Raw genomic sequence first — 16053 nt, 5'->3', positions numbered from 1 at the left:
ACAACCGTTCGAATCCGGTCGGATTCGCCCGCATCTTCCGGAATTCCGGAATACCCGTGAAACCTGAATGGAGCCAGCTTGCGTCCCTCTAGGGAGGGAAGCGGCGATGATCCACGTTATCGATGCCGGGAACCGGCACCTCTACGGGGCCGAGCTCGAGCAGCACTACCGGATTCGGCATCAGATCTATGTCGGCGAGCGCAAATGGATGGCGCTCGAGCGGTCCGATGGCCGCGAGGTCGACCAGTTCGACAATGCGGATGCGACCTATCTGCTGGCGATCGAGAACGGGCGCGTCATCGGCGGAACACGGCTCGTGCCGACGACATCTCCGCATCTGATGGCGGATGTCTTTCCGTTCCTGGCCGATGTGCGTGGGCTCCAGCGCGGCACCGACATCGTCGAATGGACGCGCATCTTCGTCGTGCCGGAGCGGCGCGGCACCGACAGCAAGATCCTGCATACCGTTCTGGCCGGGATGTTCGAGCACTGCCTCGCCAACGACATCACGGCGATCACGGTGGTGATGGAGACGTGGTGGATGCCGCGTTTCCTGGAACTGGGCTGGGAGGTCCGGCCGCTCGGCCTGCCGACGATGATCGAGGGCATGAACTGCGTCGGCACGATCATCACGGTCAGCGAGGACGCCTATCGCCGTACCCTTGCCTTCAAGGACATCGAAGCGCCGGTCATCCTGTCGCGTCGCGACGCGAAGCGGGCCCCGGGCGAGCGGAGGATCCCGCATGGCTAATCAGCACGACACCGGCAGCAGCCGGGACAAGATCGAATACGCCCTCGGCCTGCTCACCACCCTGCTGCGCAACCAGCCGGTGCATCAGGAACTGGTGGATGTCGCCCACCGCATGGATTTGCCGGACGAGCTCTGGCTCGCAGTGCAGATCCTGTCCATGTCGGAGCCGGACCAGGTGAAGCTCAGGGATTTCCTGCTGGTGAATCCCAGCCCGCAACTGCAGCGGCTCAATCGGAGCACGCTTGTCCTGACCCAGGATATGCCCCCGGCCCTGCACTGAGCCAACGTCCCATCAAGGGAACCGCTCTGTCTTTCCGGCCCTTCGCTACGCGAAGTCCCGGAAAGACAGCATGCCTTGGCAGGAAATTCAGCGGTTCAGTGCGTCACTGCTCGATGGTCTCGATCGGCGTGTCGCCGAGCGATTCGACGAGATCGACGATACGCCGGCGCACGCGCGGGCTCTTGATCCGCACGAAGGCCTTGGTCAGCTGCACGCCCTCGCTGGTCGCAAGGAAATCGGCGACATAGGTCGTGGCCGACGCATCGGCGAAGCCTTCCCCGACGCTATCGTCGGCGGGGGCGCCGTCGAAGAAGAAGGCGACGGGCACGCCCAGCATCTTGGAAATCTGCTGCAACCGGCTGGCGCTGATCCGGTTGGTGCCCTTCTCGTATTTCTGCACTTGCTGGAAGGTCAGGCCCAGCGCCTCGCCGAGCCGCTCCTGGCTGACGCCGGCGAGCATGCGGCGCATCCGGACACGGCTGCCGACGTGCCGGTCGATCGGGTTCGGTACTTTCTTCAACATGGCTTGCCGGTCCCCTTTTTTATTTGTCCAGGTCTGCCGGCGGCCCGTTGAAGGCCCGGCATGCTGGCCATTCGGCGGCGCTCCCCGAAAGAAAGTTCCAAATGGGATTACCGTCGCCGCATTATTACTCCAGCGAGCATTAGGCTGGCAACTACACCTGCAAAGAAAAGGTCGCCGAAGCGGGAATAGGGTGTCGCCGGGCCAACACGAGGCAGCGAGGTGTCGATGACGCCGGCCTCGCCGAGCGGTAACGCTGCGCGGATGCGCCCGTAATGGTCGGCCACCGCCGAGATGCCGGTGTTGGCAACGCGCACCAGCGGCAGGCCTTCCTCGATGGCGCGCAGGCGGGCCTGGGCGAGATGCTGGTAGGGGCCGCTGGTCTGCCCGAACCAGCCATCATTGGTCAAATTGAGGATGAAGCCCGGCCGCGGCCCGCTCGGCATCGCCTCGCCGGGGAAGATCACCTCGTAGCAGATCAGGCTCGCCGCCGGCGGCAGGCCACGGATCGACAGCGGCGTGCGTCGGCTGCCGGAGGCAAAGCCGCCGGGAATCGAGACGAATTCGGACAGGCCGACCGCCCGGATCAGCCGCTCGAAGACAGCAGGCAGATACTCGCCGAAGGGGACGAGATGGACCTTGTCGTAGCTGCCGGTGATCACGCCTTCGTCGTTCACCACCTGGATCGCATTGTAGATCGGCGGCCGGCTTTCGCCGGGCAAGGTCTCGCCGGCCCGGGCCGCGCCGGTGATCAGGGTCGTGTTCGGCGGCAGCAGCGCGGCGATCCGCGCCAACGCCTGCGGCGTGCGCCCGAGCAGGAAGGGGAAAGCCGATTCGGGCCAGATCAGATGGGTCACGTCCTGCACGCCCGAGGTCGCCGGACCGGTCGCCCGGTCGCTAAGCGCGAGGTAGTGCGACAGGATCATCTCGCTGTTGCGCGGGCTGAACTTGGCATCCTGCGGCAGGTTCGGCTGCATCAGCCGGAGCTTGACCCCGTTCACCGCCGGAGCCGGCTCCGCCGGAATCCGCCAGGCGCCGAATCCGGCCATGGCCGCCAGCACGAGCCCCGCCAGCGGCGGAGCGCGCCAGCGCCCTTCGCCCTCTTCGCCCGTGCCGAGCACGGCTGGGGCGGCCCCGATCGCGACGGCCAGCGCCGTCAGCCCGTAGAGCCCGATCAGGCTGGCGCTCTGGGCCAGCCAGGTCGGGCCGGCCAGCATCATGCCGTAGACGTTCCAGGGAAAGCCGGTGAGGACATGGCCCCGCAGCCACTCGCTCAGCGCCAGCGCGGCCGCCAGTACCAGGATGCGGCCGGCACCGGTCGGCCAGAGCGCCCGCGCCAGGGCGAAGCCGGCGGCCGGGAAGATGGCGAGGAAGGCCGGCAGCGCCACGACGCCGAGCGGCATCGCCCAGGCGAATTTGTCGGCCTCGACCAGGAAGGCGGCGCCGAGCCACCACAAGCCGGCGAGATGATAGCCGAAGCCCCACCACCAGCCGGCGCTCGCGGCCGCCCAGAGGCGCCCGCGCCGGGTCTGCGCGACCGAGCCGTCGATCAGCCAGACCGCGGCGGTCATCGGCACGACCATCAGCGGCCAGAGGTCGAGCGGGGCCAGCGCCAGCGCCCCGCTCGCGCCGCAGATGAGCGCGATCAGCCGGCGCGGCCAACCCCAGGCGAGGATGACGCGGTCGGCCAGCGCCGAGAGCATGGTCATGCGGCGTCCGGTTCGGCTGGCGGCTCGGCCGCGACGGGGTCGCGGCGATGGATGCGCAGGCGCTTGACCCGGCGCGGATCGGCGTCGAGCACCTCGAATTCGAGGTCTTCCGGCCCCTTGATCAGTTCGCCACGTACCGGCACACGGCCGGCGAGGGTCACGATCAGCCCGCCGAGCGTATCGACCTCCTCGGCGACCTCGGCGCGCGACAGGTCGATCCCGGTCGCCTCCTTCAGCTCGTCGAGCGTGGCGCGGGCATCGGCGATGAAGCGGTTCTCGCCGGCCGGCGCGATCGCGGGGGCTTCGTCGAGATCGTGCTCGTCCTCGATGTCGCCGACGACGATCTCGACGAGGTCCTCGATCGAGATCAGCCCGTCCGTGCCGCCATATTCGTCGATCACCAGGGCGATATGGGTGCGCGTTGCCTGCATCCGGACAAGAAGGTCGACCGCCGGCATGGAGGGCGGCACATAGAGCACCGGCCGCAGGATCTTGGCCTGGGCCAGCGTCATCGAGAGGTCGATGGCGCCGAGACTCGGGCCGGCCGGCGCCTCGGCCTCGCCGCGCAGCTTCCGGCCCGGCTTGGCCCGCGCCGCGATGAAGTCGAGGAAGTCGCGGATGTGGATCATTCCGCGGGGGTCGTCGAGCGATTCCCCGTAAACAGGCAGGCGCGAATGGCCGGCGGTGCGGAACAGGGCCAGGAGGTCACCGAGCGTCGCCTCCGAGGAGACTGCGATGACGTCCGCGCGCGGCACCATCACATCGGCGACGCGGCGCTCGCGCAGGCTCAGCACGTTCGAGAGCATCGCCCGCTCTTGCGGCGAGAGGTCGGTCACTCCGCCGCTGTCCTGCGCCAGCGCCTCGGTGATGTCCTCGCGGATCGAGCCACCCTGGCGCAGGCCGAGCCGGTCGAGGAACTGGCCGAGCCAATGCGACAGGCCGCGGCCTGTTGGTTCCGATGAGGAGGAAGATCGGGTGTCGTCGCTCATGACGCTGGCTGGGGCTTCTTGGTCTTGGACGCTGGGCGGGGCTGCATGGGTTCCGGCTCGGAGCCGGCATAGGGGTCGGCGATGCCGAGCCGGGCAAGTGCCGCGGTCTCCAGCGCTTCCATGCGCTGCGCCTCCGCCTCTGTCTCGTGATCTTCGCCGAGCAGGTGCAGCAGCCCGTGGATCACGAGATGGCTGAGATGGTCGCCGAAGGATTTCTCCTCGGCCTTAGCCTCTCGGGCGACCGTCTCCAGGGCGATCACGATGTCGCCGACCACCGGGCTCGAGGCAATCTTCTCGGGCGGCGCGGCCGGGAAGGAGAGGACATTTGTCGCCTTGTCGAAGCCGCGCCAGTCGCGGTTGACGATGCGGATGCGCTTGTCGTCGGTGAGCAGCAGGCTGAGCTCGGCGCCCGGCAGCGGCTTGACCGGAGCCAACGCCAGCCCGGCATCGACCGCGGCGAGGATCCGCGGTTGCAGATCGCCGATCTCGCGCCATTTCCGGGACTGCATGCGGATATCCAGCGAGGGCCTGCCTATGGCAGGCTCCGCTGCTTCGGTTCGCGGCGCAGCGCGCCGCGAACGAGGTCGATCCGTCATCGCGGCCGCTCCCGCGACAGCATCCGGTTCAGCCCGTCGGCATCGCCTTCGATGGGAGCGTCCGGCGCGGGCAGGGCGGCAAGCCGCGCCTCGCGCTCGTCGCGCTCCTTCCGGGAGGCGTCCTCATAGGCCATGACGATGCGGCGCACGAGCGCATGGCGGACGACGTCGCCTTCCTCGAAGCGGGCATGGCCGACACCTTCGACGCCGGACAGGAGCCTGACCGCCTCGACCAGACCGGAGCGCTGGCCCGGCGGCAGGTCGACCTGAGAGGGATCGCCGGTGATGATCATGCGCGAGCCCTCGCCCAGGCGGGTGAGGAACATCTTCATCTGCACGGAGGTCGCATTCTGCGCCTCGTCGAGCAGCACGACGGCATTGCTCAGCGTGCGCCCGCGCATGAAGGCCAGCGGCGCGATCTCGATCATGCCGGTCTGCAAAGCGCGCTCGACATGGCGCGCCTCCATGAAGTCGTTGAGCGCGTCGTAGATCGGCCGCAGATACGGATCGACCTTCTCGCGCATGTCGCCGGGCAGGAAGCCGAGGCGCTCGCCGGCCTCGACCGCCGGGCGCGACAGCACCATGCGCTCGACCACGCCCTGCTCGATCAGCGAAACGGCATGGCCGACGGCGAGCCAGGTCTTGCCGGTGCCGGCCGGGCCTTCGGCGAGGACGAGCTCATGGCGCTTGAGCTGGCGCAGATAGGCGTCCTGCGCGGCGTTGCGCGCCCGGACCGGGCCGCGCTTGCGCGTCACCACCGCGTCGAAGGCAGACTTCCCGGCATTGTCGGCCGGAAAGAGCGAGCGCTGTGCGTTGCTCTCCTCGATCGCGCCGTCGACCTCGCCGAGATTGACGGCTGCGCCGGTCTTGGCGCGGGCATAGAGCGTGCGCAGCACCCGGCTCGCCTGCTCGGCGGTCTCGCGCGGGCCCTTGATGGTGACGTGGTTGCCGTTCGGGGCGACCACGACGCCGAGGCGCCGCTCCAGATGCGCCAGGTTCTGGTCGTAATGGCCGAAGACCAGGCCGGCGGTCTGGTTGTTGTCGAAGGTGAGCTCGACTTCCGCGCCGGGCAGGCCCTCGCGCGTCAGCGTCTCGTCGCGGCGTCCGCCGCGCTCGGCTTTGGGATTGAAATGATCGGCCTGGGCCAATGCCATTATCTCCACTGGGAATGAGTCGGGCAGGCGCAGTCAAAAAAGCCTTCACCGCAACGCCGACGCCATCTCAACGCTACGCAACTCGATTCGTGTCAGGCAGCCAGCTCCGGCTGCTCGGCCGCACGTCCGAACAGCGAATTCGACCCGGCCCGCTCGATCAGGACCATGACGCGATCGCCGATCCGGTGCGTCGCGCTCTCGATCTGGACCGCCTGCATATAGGGCGTCTTGCCGGCGAGCTGGCCGGGATGCCGTCCGTTGCGCTCGAGCAGCACCTCGACGGTGCGCCCGACCATGGCGTGGTTGAACTCCTGCCGGTGCTGCTCGACCAGGGCCTGCAGCCGGTAGAGCCGCTCGTCCATCACGGCGGGCGGCACCTGTTCGGACAGCTCGGCCGCCGGCGTGCCGGGGCGCGGCGAATACTTGAACGAATAGGCCGAGGCGAAGCGGACATCGGCGATCAGCCGCATCGTCTCCTCGAAGTCGGCATCGCTCTCGCCGGGGAAGCCGACGATGAAGTCGGAGGACAGGGCGATGTCGGGCCGCGCCGCGCGGATCTTGTCGATCAGCCGGCGGTATTCGTCGCCGGTATGCTTGCGGTTCATCGCCGCGAGGATCCGGTCGGAGCCCGCCTGCACCGGCAGGTGCAGGAACGGCATCGCCTGCGGCAGGTCGCGATGGGCGGCGATCAGCTCCTCGTCCATGTCGCGCGGATGGCTGGTCGTGTAGCGGATGCGGGCGATGCCCGGCACCTCGGCAATCCGGCGCATCAATCGCGCCAGCGTCCAGACCCGACCATCGGGGCCGTCACCATGATAGGCATTGACGTTCTGGCCGAGCAGCGAGACGTCCTGCACGCCGGCTTGCGCCAATCGCTCGACTTCGGCGATCACCTGGGCGACCGGGCGCGAGAACTCGGCGCCGCGCGTATAGGGCACGACGCAGAAGGCGCAGAACTTGTCGCAGCCCTCCTGCACGGTGACGAAAGCCGAGATGCCGCGGGCCACGATCGCCGCCGGCTTCGGCGCCGGCAGATGGCCGAATTTGTCCTCCGGCGGCAATTCCGTGTCGACGACGCGGCGGCTCTTCGCCTGTGCCAGCAGTTCCGGCAGGCGGTGATAGGTCTGCGGGCCGATGACGAGATCGACGGCCGGCTGGCGGCGCTGGATCTCGGCGCCTTCGGCCTGGGCGACGCAGCCGGCGACGACGAGCGTGGTCTCGCGCCCGTCCGCCTTGCGCTCGCGCTTCAGGTCACGCAGCTTGCCGAGCTCGGTATAGACCTTGTGCGCCGCGCGCTCGCGGATATGGCAGGTATTCAGCAGGATGAGGTCGGCGTCGTCGGGCGTCGCAGTCTCGACATAGCCCTCCTGGCCCAGGACGTCGGCCATGCGCTGGCCGTCATAGACGTTCATCTGGCAGCCATAGGACTTGATGTGGACTTTCTTCATCAACGCTGATCCGGCCTCAACCGCGTCTCCTTATCCCAATCGCCTCGGGCATGGGAATCATATCGCCGTCGCCGGTCGCCACGCAATATCCAGGCCGCAACACTCCGAAGCAGATTGAATCTGGCTCAGCCGCGTGACCGGCCGGTGACGGCTTCCTGCCGTGCCCGCCGGATCGAAATCTCGGCGAGGCGCGTCGCCTCCTTGCGCGAGAGCTTGCGGCCCATCCGGATCGGCTCGCCCCAGGCGAGCTCGACATCGATGGCGCCGGAATTGATCATCGCCTGCAAATGCGGCGCGAGTTCGGTGTCGCCATACCAGGACAGGGCAGAGCGCTCGACCCGGCCGCCGCGCAGGCCATGGAAGCCGGTATAGGTGATGCAGAGCGGGTAGACCGTGATCTCGGCCTCGTCCGCCCCGCGCACGGCTTCGTGGGCGGCGCCGAGCAGCGAAGAGCGCAGCGGCAGGACGCGTGTGCCGTCGCCGGTCGTCCCCTCTGCGAACAGCACCACCGATTGTCCGTTCTGCAGTCGCTTGCCCATTTCGCTGGCGACGCCGGCGGTGGCGCCGCGACGCATCCGGTCGATGAAGACGGTGCGTTGCAGTGTCGAGAGCCAGCCGATGACCGGCCAGGTTGCGACCTCGGCCTTGGCGACGAAGGAGAGCGGCCCGGTCGTGCCGATGACGGGGATGTCGAGCCAGGAGATGTGGTTGGCGACGATCAACCCGCCCTCTCCGGGCGCAGGCGCGTGTCCTCGGGTGGTGATTCGCACGCCGAAGCCGCGGCAGACCAGCTTCTGGAACAGGCGGGTGAAATAGAAGGGCCGCCCGAAGCGCATCGCGACGAGCTGCGGCGGGATCAGGGCGAGCGTGCCGAGGACGATCAGCGCAAGCCGCGTCATGGCGCCGGGACGGAGGCCTTTCATGCTGGGCCGTTCATTCTCTGCGCAGGCGCTCCGAGTTTGCGGCACCGGCTATAATCGGCCCTATCGCGGCCGTCTATGCCGCCCCGTTCAGCCGAGGCCGCGACGCATCACGAGTGCGGCGGCGCGGCTGCCGTCCGGCTTCGGGTAATAGCCTTCGCGGCGGCCCACGGTCTCGAAGCCGAGCCGGTTGTAGAGCCCGATCGCCGGTGCATTGCCCACCTCGACCTCGAGGAAGAGCTGCGCCGCGCCGCGCGCCGCCAGTTGCGCCATATGCGCGCAGAGCAGGCTTTGCCCGAGCCCGGACCGGCGCCTCCCGCCGGCGACGACGATGCTGAGGATTTCGGCCTCGTCGGCGGCCAGCCGCGACATCACGAAGCCGCAGGGCTCGCCGGCGCTGCCGATGAAGACGCCGTCGGTCACCACGGCCCGATCGGCGAGCAGCGCCGCGCATTCGCCGGGCTCCCACGGCCGCGCGAAGCCACCCTGGTGATGCAGGGCCGCGACCTGGCGGGCATGGCGGACATCGAGCGGGCCGGCGCGGCCTGTCTTCGGCCGGCGCCTGAACAGGGATTGGAACCAGCCCACTGCCAGCTAGCGCCGCGGTAGCCGGGCGCGGTCCTGCGGCGTCGTTTCCGGCGCCTTGAGGTAGAGCGGGCGCGGCGGGGCGCTGTCGGGGTCGGCGATCATGCCGAGCCGTGCCACCCAGGTCACGTCCGGCGCCTTGGCGTCGTCGACCACGAGCGCGTCGAGCCCGATCGCCCAGGCCTCGTTGGCGACGGCGAGCGCCGCCGAGCCGACCAGCGAGACCGGGCCGGCGCCGATGGCGCGGGCGGCGTCGCGATGGTTGACCTGGCGCACCGAGACCAGCTGCTTGCCCTGCGCGTTCATCGCCTGGAACCAGACCTGACCGTGCTTGGCGTCGACCGCGGCGGCGACGACGCGCCCGCCCTCGCGGCCGATGAAGGGCGCGGCGCTGGCGGCCAGAGTCGAAATCCCGATCGCGGGGATGCCGGCGGCGAACGCGATCGCCCGGGCCGCGCTGATGCCGACACGCAGGCCGGTATAGCTGCCGGGCCCGATCGTCACGGCGACGCGGTCGAGCGAGGAGAAGCCGCCCTCGACCTTGGCCATGACGCGCTCGATCATCGGCATCAGCGCCTCGGCATGGCCGCGCTCCATCGCGGTCTGCTCGATCGCGAGGGGAGCGGGGTCGCTGCCGTCGAGCACGCAGGCAGAGCAGGCGCCGAGCGCGGTATCTATCGCAAGAATGCGCATCGGGGCTTAGGTCCGGTCTGCTATGCCGACGGCGATCAAACCGCCTCGACCTCGCGCACCTGCGGCAGGAAATGCCGCAGCAGGTTCTGGATGCCGTGTTTCAGCGTCGCCGTCGAGGACGGGCAGCCCGAGCAGGAGCCCTTCATCGCGAGATAGACGGTGCCGTCCTTGAAGCCGCGGAAGGTGATGTCGCCGCCATCGCCGGCGACGGCCGGGCGAATGCGGGTCTCGAGCAGCTCCTTGATCGTGTCGACGGTCGCTGCGTCCTCCTCGGCGAAGAACTCGTCCTCGCTTTCGGCGAGTTCGTCGATCGGGGCGCTGTCGCTCATCAGCGGCGCCCCCGACATGTAATGTTCCATGATCGCGCCGAGGATGGCGGGCTTGAGATGCGGCCACTCGCCCTCGGCCTTGGTCACGGTGATGAAGTCCGAGCCGAAGAACACGGCTGAGACGCCCTTGACGCCGAACAGGCGGGTCGCGAGCGGCGAGCGCTCGGCCAGGGCGGGGTCACGCAGTTCGATCGGCCCCTGCGGCGAGACGCTGCGGCCGGGCAGGAACTTCAGAGTGGCGGGGTTTGGCGTGGCTTCGGTCTGGATGAACATGGCTTTGTCTCCGGCGCCGGCGGGTCAAGGCCGCCGTTCCTGATCCCGATATAGGCCGGACGCTGGAATCATTCCAGCAGCTGCGCCCCCTGATCAGGCCAGAGCGTCGATTTCCTCGTCGGCAAGGTGTCCAGGCACGATCGCGACCGGGATCGGGAAGCTGCCGGCGCCCTTGCCGGCGAGCGCGCTGACCAGCGGGCCGGGGCCGTCGCGGCCGGTGCCGGCAGCGAGCACGAGCAGCGAGATGTCCTCGTCCGCGTCGATCAGCTTGACCATCTCGTCGGCCTTGACGCCGGTGCGCACGACCTTCTCCGGCTCGAGCCCGGCGAGCGAGCGCACGGCCGCCGCCGCCTTGTCGATCAGCTCCTGCGCCTCGGCCTCGGCATCGGCCTGCACCATGTCGCCGACGCCGAGCCAGGTCTCGTCCGCTGGTGGGGTGACCACGCCGAGCAGCACGATCGAGGCTCCGAGGCGCGCACAGCGCCGCGCCGCGAAGCGCACCGCCTTCGAGCATTCCTCGCTGTCGTCGACGACAGCGAGGAATTTCGGGCGATGGCCCGTCTCATAGGACCGCCGTCTCTTGACCATTGCTATCGCCTGCCGCCTATTTCAGGACATGTCATGGTGACAGGCGTCGCAAGGTCAGCGCAAGCCTCCCTCGCGGCGTCTGCCGGATCAGCGCCGGCGCACGAAGCCGGTGATGTCCTTGGTGTCGAGCATGATCGGCTCGGCGATCGCGGCGGCGCGGTCGGCGCCGTCGCTGAGGATGGCGTCGATATGGCTGGGGTCGGCCAGGAGCCGGCGCATCTCGTCGGCGATCGGCGCGAGCTTGCCGACCGCGAGCTCGACCAGCGCTGCTTTGAAGCCGGAGAACTGGCTGCCGCCAAACTGGCCGAGCACCTGCGCCTTGGTCTCGCCGGAGAGCCCGGCATAGATCCCGACCAGGTTCTCGGCTTCCGGCCGGCCTTCCAGACCCTTCTCTTCGGAAGGCAGCGCCTCCGGATCGGTCTTCGCCTTGCGGATCTTCTGGGCGATCATGTCGGCATCATCGGTCAGGTTGATGCGCGAATAGTCGGATGGGTCCGACTTCGACATCTTCTTGGTGCCGTCGCGCAGGCTCATCACCCGCGGCGCCGGGCCCTGGATCATCGGCTCGGGCAGCGGGAAATAGCCGAGCTCGCCGGTGCCGAGACCGAGCTCGGCGATGCGTCCGGCGAAGTCGTTGTTGAATTTCTGGGCGATGTCGCGGGTCAGTTCGAGATGCTGCTTCTGGTCCTCGCCGACCGGGACATGCGTCGCCTTGTAGAGCAGGATGTCGGCCGCCATCAGCACGGGATAGTCGTAGAGCCCGACCGAAGCGTTCTCGCGGTCCTTGCCGGCCTTCTCCTTGAACTGGGTCATGCGGTTGAGCCAGCCGAGGCGGGCGATCGTATTGAACACCCAGGCGAGCTCGGCATGGCCGGAGACCTGGCTCTGGTTGAAGATGATGCTCTGCTTGGGATCGACGCCGGCGGCGATATAGGCGGCCGCGACCTCGCGCGTCGCGCGGGTCAGTTCGGCCGGGCCGCCCCAGACGTCGAGCCCTTGCGTGATCGCGTGCATGTCGACGACGCAATAGATGCAGTCATGGGTCTTCTGCATCGCGACCCAGTTCACCAGCGCGCCGAGATAGTTGCCGAGATGGAGCGTCGAGGTCGGCTGCATGCCGGAGAAGACGCGGGGAGAGAAAGCGGCCATGGGGCGCTCCGTCGTCAGGGCGAAAAAAGTCTTGAGTCGGGGGTCGATCCGCTCAGGAACGCGGCGTTCTGACGGAAGCGCCGCGAAGGCGCAAGAGCCGCGGCGGTAGAACCGCATCGAAGGCACCGAGCAGGAAGCCCGCGACGGCGTAGGTCGCGGCGCCGGCGCAACACAGCAAAGCCAGTGCGCCGGCGCGCCACAGCGCCGGCTGGGTTGGGGTTAGAGCGGGCAGGAGCGGCCTGATCGTGGCCTCGAGCGCCGCTATCATGAGCACGGCAGCCATGATGATGGCGAGGATGGTCCTGGCGTCTGCCCAGCGCGGCCGCCATAGGCCTGCCCGCAGCAGATGGAGGCCGAGCAGGCCCGCCTGGACGATGAAGGCGAGGCTTGCCGCCAGAGCGCCGATCATTGCCGCATCGCGCCAACCAAGCAGGACAAGACCTGCGAGCGCGGCGACGGCGACCGCGGCAAAGCCCGCGATCAGCGGAAGACGCGGCTGCCGGCGCACGAAATAGACCTGCCCGAACACCTTGGCGGCGAGCGCGAAGGGCAGGCCGCAGGCGAAGGCGGCCAGCGCGGCGCCGGTACGTTCGCGATCGGCGGCGTTGAACTGCCCGTTTTCGAACAGCACCGAGACGATCGGCTCGGCCAGCACATAGAGGGCGGTCGCGGCCGGGATCGCCAGTGCCAGCCCGAGCGCCAGCGCCCGGCCGAGCAGGGCGTCGTGATCCGCCTGCGATATCTCGCCGGCCATGGCGGAGAGCACCACCGTGCCCATGGTGACGCCGAAGAAGGAGAGCGGCAGCTGGAAGACGCGGTCGGCATAATACAGCGCCGAGACCGAGCCGGGCGCGGTCGAGGCGATCTGCGTCGAGATCAAAAGGACGAGCTGCGCCGCGGAGGCGGCGAGCAACGTCGCCCCGCCTGTCCGGATCAGCCGCGTCATGTCCGGCGACCAGCGCAGGCTGGGGCGCGGCAGGCCGATGCCGCGCAGGCGCCACAGGATCATGGCGAGATGGGCAAGGCCGGTCAGGCTGAGACAGGCCGCGAGCAGTGTCGCGCTGGCATGGCTGTCGCCGCCGCGGAACAGCGTGGCCATGAGGGCGCAGAGCAGGATCGCGTTCATCAAGGCCGGCGCCAGGGCCGCGACGGTGAAGCGACCCTCGGCATTGAGCAGCGCCGCGAGCAGCGCCGCGAGCGTGGTCAGCAGCACGAAGGGCAGCATCAACCGCGTGTAGTGGGCGGCGAGCGCCAGTGTCTGCGGTTCATCGGCGAAGCCGCCGGCCAGTCCGAGCACGACCCAGGGCGCGAACAGCTCGGCCAGCACGACGAAGCCGACGAGCAGCAGGCCGAGCTGGCTCGCAGCCGCGCCGGCGAAGCGCCTGGCGTCGTCCTCGCCGCGCTCGGCCTTGATGGCGAGGTACAGAGGCACGAAGGGCGCATTCAGCCCCCCTTCGCCGAGCACGCGCCGGACGAGGTTCGGCAGGCGTAGGGCCGCCAGGAACGCGTCCGCCACGGGGCCTGCGCCGAGCAGGCGCGCGATCAGCACGTCGCGGGCAAAGCCGAGCAGGCGCGACAGGATCGTCGCTGCGCCGACGACGAGCGAATCGCGGGCGAGGCGGGAGGAAGAGGGCTCTGCCTCGCCCGGCGTGCTCACAGAATGAACCGGCTCAGATCCGCATTCTTGGCGAGGTCGCCGATGCGCGCTTCGACGTAAGGGGCGTCGATCGTCACGCTCTCGCCGCCGCGATCCGTCGCGGTGAAGGAGATCTCGTCGAGAATGCGCTCGATCACGGTCTGGAGCCGGCGCGCGCCGATATTCTCGACCGTCGAATTGACCTCGACCGCGATGCGGGCGATCGCCGCGACCGCGTCCGGCGTGAACTCGATCGTCACCTGCTCGGTCGCCAGCATCGCCACCGACTGCTTGATCAGGCTGGCTTCGGTGTCGGTCAGGATGCGCTTGAAGTCCTCGACGTCGAGCGACGAGAGCTCGACCCGGATCGGCAGGCGGCCCTGCAATTCCGGCAGGAGGTCTGATGGCTTCGAGACGTGGAAGGCACCCGAGGCGATGAACAGGATGTGGTCGCTCTTCACCGGCCCGTGCTTGGTCGCGACGGTGGTGCCCTCGATCAGCGGCAGCAGGTCGCGCTGCACGCCTTCGCGTGAGACGTCGGCGCCGCCGCGGCCCTCGCGGGCGCAGATCTTGTCGATCTCGTCGAGGAAGACGATGCCGTTGTTCTCGACCTCGCGGATCGCCGCCTGGACGATCGCGTCCTGGTCGATCAGCTTGTCGCTCTCCTCGGCGAGCAGCGGTGCATAGGCGTCCTTGACCAGCACGCGCTTGGGCTTGCCGCGCTGGCCAAAAGCCTTGCCGAGCATGTCGGAGAGGTTGATCGCACCGATCGAGGCGCCGGGCATGCCGGGAACCTCGAACATCGGCGCGCCCGAGGCAGCCGAGGCGATCTCGACCTCGATCTCCTTGTCGTCGAGCTCGTTGTTGCGCAGCTTGCGGCGGAAGCTGTCGCGCGTCGTCGCGCTCGCGGTCGGGCCGACGAGGGCATCGAGCACGCGCTCTTCGGCCGCGACATGCGCCTTGGCCTCGACATCCTTGCGCCGGCTCTCGCGGACGAGGCCGATCGCGACCTCGACCAGGTCGCGCACGATCGATTCGACGTCGCGGCCGACATAACCGACCTCGGTGAACTTGGTCGCCTCGACCTTGAGGAAGGGCGCGTTCGCCAGCTTGGCGAGGCGGCGGGCGATCTCGGTCTTGCCGCAGCCGGTCGGCCCGATCATCAGGATGTTCTTGGGCGCGACCTCCTCGCGCAGCGGCCCTTCCAGCTGCTGCCGGCGCCAGCGATTGCGCAGGGCGATCGCGACGGCGCGCTTGGCGTCCTTCTGGCCGACGATGAAGCGGTCGAGCTCTGAGACGATCTCGCGGGGGGAAAACGACGTCATCAAACAGGTTCCTGGATCATGATCAGCGCGGGGCCGTCGCCGGTCTCGCGGATGTCGAGGGCGGTGAAGCCGGCCTTCTCATAGGCGCGGATCGCGGCGAGATTCTCCGGATCGGGATCGATCACCACCCGCGGCGCGCCCTGCGCCAGCAGATGCCGGGTGAAGGCGCCGATGAAGCGGGTGCCGTGACCCTGGCCGAGCATCTCGGCCTCGCCGATGAACTGGTCGATGCCGCGCGTGCCGGCCGGCTGGTCCTGCAGCGGATAATCGGGCCAGAGCGCTGGGTCCCAGCTCTGCTGATGGGCGAAGGGTCGCCCGTCACGGCTGACGATCAGCGCCTCCATGCTGGGATCGCCGAAGATGCGCGCGATCTCGGCGAGCTCCTCGTCGGGGTCGCCCCACCAGCGCCGGACATGGTCCTGTTCGAGCCAGCGCGCCAGCATCGGGAAATCGTCTGGTGTCGCAGGGGCGAAGGCATAGCCGTCGGCGACGAAATTCATGCGGTCTCCAGACTTTCGATGACGAGGCTGTGATTGGTGTAGACGCAGATGTCGCCGGCGATCTTCATCGCCCTGCGCACGATGACCTCGGCATCGGCCTCGCCGTCGACCAAAGCGCGGGCCGCCGCGAGCGCATAATTGCCGCCGGAGCCGATCGCCATCACCGAGCCGTGCTCGGAGGGCTCAGGCTCCAGCACGTCGCCGGTGCCGGAGATCAGCAGGGAAACCTCCTTGTCGGCGACCAGCAGCATGGCTTCGAGCCGGCGCAGATAGCGGTCGGTGCGCCAGTCCTTGGCGAGTTCGACGCAGGCGCGCAGCAATTGCGTCGGGAACTGCTCCAGCTTGGCTTCCAGCCGCTCGAACAGGGTGAAGGCGTCGGCGGTCGCGCCGGCGAAGCCCGCGATCACCGCGCCCTTGGCGAGGCGGCGGACCTTCTTGGCATTGCCCTTCATGATCGTCGGGCCGAGCGAGACCTGGCCGTCGCCGCCGATCACGACCCGGCCGCCCTTGCGCACCATCAGGATGGTGGTCGCGTGCATCACGGGGGCGTTGCTAGTCTCTGACATTGCGATTCGGTCTCGAATAATCGGTCAACGGGAACCGCCAAC

General features: G+C 68.6%; 18 protein-coding genes. 2 read left to right on the top strand and 16 right to left on the bottom strand.

The features are described 5' to 3' along the window. Nucleotides 1–106 precede the first annotated feature (106 nt). Entirely contained in the window at nucleotides 107–751 is a 645-nt protein-coding gene (locus VGV58_RS24860; RefSeq protein ID WP_326876730.1) for an acyl-homoserine-lactone synthase, read from the top strand. Then, nucleotides 744–1031, top strand: coding sequence for a hypothetical protein (locus tag VGV58_RS24855; RefSeq protein WP_326876729.1), 288 nt, complete (start codon nucleotides 744–746; stop codon nucleotides 1029–1031). Before VGV58_RS24860 ends, VGV58_RS24855 begins: the two co-directional genes overlap by 8 nt. Nucleotides 1032–1134: 103 nt before the next feature. On the opposite strand, the gene VGV58_RS24850 is transcribed toward VGV58_RS24855, so the two are convergent. The 16 genes from VGV58_RS24850 to hslV all read right to left on the bottom strand — a co-directional run bounded on the left by VGV58_RS24850 (nucleotide 1135) and on the right by hslV (nucleotide 16011). Continuing rightward, nucleotides 1135–1554, bottom strand: coding sequence for a helix-turn-helix domain-containing protein (locus VGV58_RS24850; protein ID WP_326876728.1), 420 nt, complete (start codon nucleotides 1552–1554; stop codon nucleotides 1135–1137). Nucleotides 1555–1661: 107 nt separating this feature from the next. Continuing rightward, a complete protein-coding gene (lnt, locus tag VGV58_RS24845) occupies nucleotides 1662–3260 on the bottom strand; it encodes an apolipoprotein N-acyltransferase (RefSeq protein ID WP_326876727.1) in 1599 nt (532 codons plus the stop codon). Continuing rightward, nucleotides 3257–4249 carry a hemolysin family protein gene (locus VGV58_RS24840; RefSeq protein WP_326876726.1) on the bottom strand — a complete coding sequence of 331 codons (993 nt, stop codon included), beginning with the start codon at nucleotides 4247–4249 and terminating at the stop codon, nucleotides 3257–3259. Before VGV58_RS24840 ends, lnt begins: the two co-directional genes overlap by 4 nt. Next, complete coding sequence (gene ybeY / locus VGV58_RS24835) at nucleotides 4246–4758, bottom strand: rRNA maturation RNase YbeY (RefSeq protein WP_326876725.1); 513 nt, start codon at nucleotides 4756–4758, stop codon at nucleotides 4246–4248. Before ybeY ends, VGV58_RS24840 begins: the two co-directional genes overlap by 4 nt. Before the next feature lie 83 nt (nucleotides 4759–4841). Beyond that, nucleotides 4842–5999 carry a PhoH family protein gene (locus VGV58_RS24830; protein WP_414644084.1) on the bottom strand — a complete coding sequence of 386 codons (1158 nt, stop codon included), beginning with the start codon at nucleotides 5997–5999 and terminating at the stop codon, nucleotides 4842–4844. Between the two features lie 92 nt (nucleotides 6000–6091). Beyond that, nucleotides 6092–7447: a tRNA (N6-isopentenyl adenosine(37)-C2)-methylthiotransferase MiaB gene (gene miaB / locus VGV58_RS24825; RefSeq protein ID WP_326876724.1), complete on the bottom strand. Its 1356-nt coding sequence runs from the start codon at nucleotides 7445–7447 to the stop codon at nucleotides 6092–6094. A 125-nt stretch (nucleotides 7448–7572) separates the two neighbouring features. After that, complete coding sequence (locus VGV58_RS24820; RefSeq protein WP_326876723.1) at nucleotides 7573–8370, bottom strand: lysophospholipid acyltransferase family protein; 798 nt, start codon at nucleotides 8368–8370, stop codon at nucleotides 7573–7575. Nucleotides 8371–8457: 87 nt separating this feature from the next. Next, complete coding sequence (locus tag VGV58_RS24815) at nucleotides 8458–8955, bottom strand: GNAT family N-acetyltransferase (protein ID WP_326876722.1); 498 nt, start codon at nucleotides 8953–8955, stop codon at nucleotides 8458–8460. A 6-nt stretch (nucleotides 8956–8961) separates the two neighbouring features. Next, nucleotides 8962–9645 carry a tRNA (adenosine(37)-N6)-threonylcarbamoyltransferase complex dimerization subunit type 1 TsaB gene (gene tsaB / locus VGV58_RS24810; protein WP_326876721.1) on the bottom strand — a complete coding sequence of 228 codons (684 nt, stop codon included), beginning with the start codon at nucleotides 9643–9645 and terminating at the stop codon, nucleotides 8962–8964. Between the two features lie 35 nt (nucleotides 9646–9680). After that, entirely contained in the window at nucleotides 9681–10247 is a 567-nt protein-coding gene (locus tag VGV58_RS24805; protein ID WP_326876720.1) for a NifU family protein, read from the bottom strand. A 93-nt stretch (nucleotides 10248–10340) separates the two neighbouring features. Beyond that, the gene (locus tag VGV58_RS24800) at nucleotides 10341–10835 is read right to left on the bottom strand and encodes a universal stress protein (RefSeq protein ID WP_326876719.1); all 495 of its coding nucleotides are present in this window, start codon (nucleotides 10833–10835) and stop codon (nucleotides 10341–10343) included. Between the two features lie 87 nt (nucleotides 10836–10922). Then, nucleotides 10923–11984: a tryptophan--tRNA ligase gene (gene trpS, locus VGV58_RS24795; RefSeq protein ID WP_326876718.1), complete on the bottom strand. Its 1062-nt coding sequence runs from the start codon at nucleotides 11982–11984 to the stop codon at nucleotides 10923–10925. A gap of 52 nt (nucleotides 11985–12036) precedes the next feature. Then, nucleotides 12037–13641, bottom strand: a complete 1605-nt coding sequence (murJ, locus tag VGV58_RS24790; protein ID WP_326876717.1) for a murein biosynthesis integral membrane protein MurJ — start codon at nucleotides 13639–13641, stop codon at nucleotides 12037–12039. Beyond that, nucleotides 13638–14945, bottom strand: a complete 1308-nt coding sequence (gene hslU, locus VGV58_RS24785) for an ATP-dependent protease ATPase subunit HslU (RefSeq protein ID WP_326876716.1) — start codon at nucleotides 14943–14945, stop codon at nucleotides 13638–13640. The genes murJ and hslU overlap by 4 nt, the downstream gene beginning before the upstream one ends. Further along, nucleotides 14945–15445, bottom strand: coding sequence for a GNAT family N-acetyltransferase (locus tag VGV58_RS24780; RefSeq protein WP_326876715.1), 501 nt, complete (start codon nucleotides 15443–15445; stop codon nucleotides 14945–14947). Before VGV58_RS24780 ends, hslU begins: the two co-directional genes overlap by 1 nt. Further along, nucleotides 15442–16011, bottom strand: coding sequence for an ATP-dependent protease subunit HslV (gene hslV, locus VGV58_RS24775; RefSeq protein WP_326876714.1), 570 nt, complete (start codon nucleotides 16009–16011; stop codon nucleotides 15442–15444). The genes VGV58_RS24780 and hslV overlap by 4 nt, the downstream gene beginning before the upstream one ends. Between the last annotated feature and the right edge of the window lie 42 nt (nucleotides 16012–16053).

The sequence above is a fragment of the Allobosea sp. genome (genome assembly GCF_035944895.1).
In the GTDB taxonomy this organism is placed as follows: Bacteria; Pseudomonadota; Alphaproteobacteria; order Rhizobiales; family Beijerinckiaceae; genus Allobosea.
The sequence above is the reverse complement of the archived record's forward strand: the minus strand, read 5'-3'. Positions and strand labels throughout refer to the sequence as shown.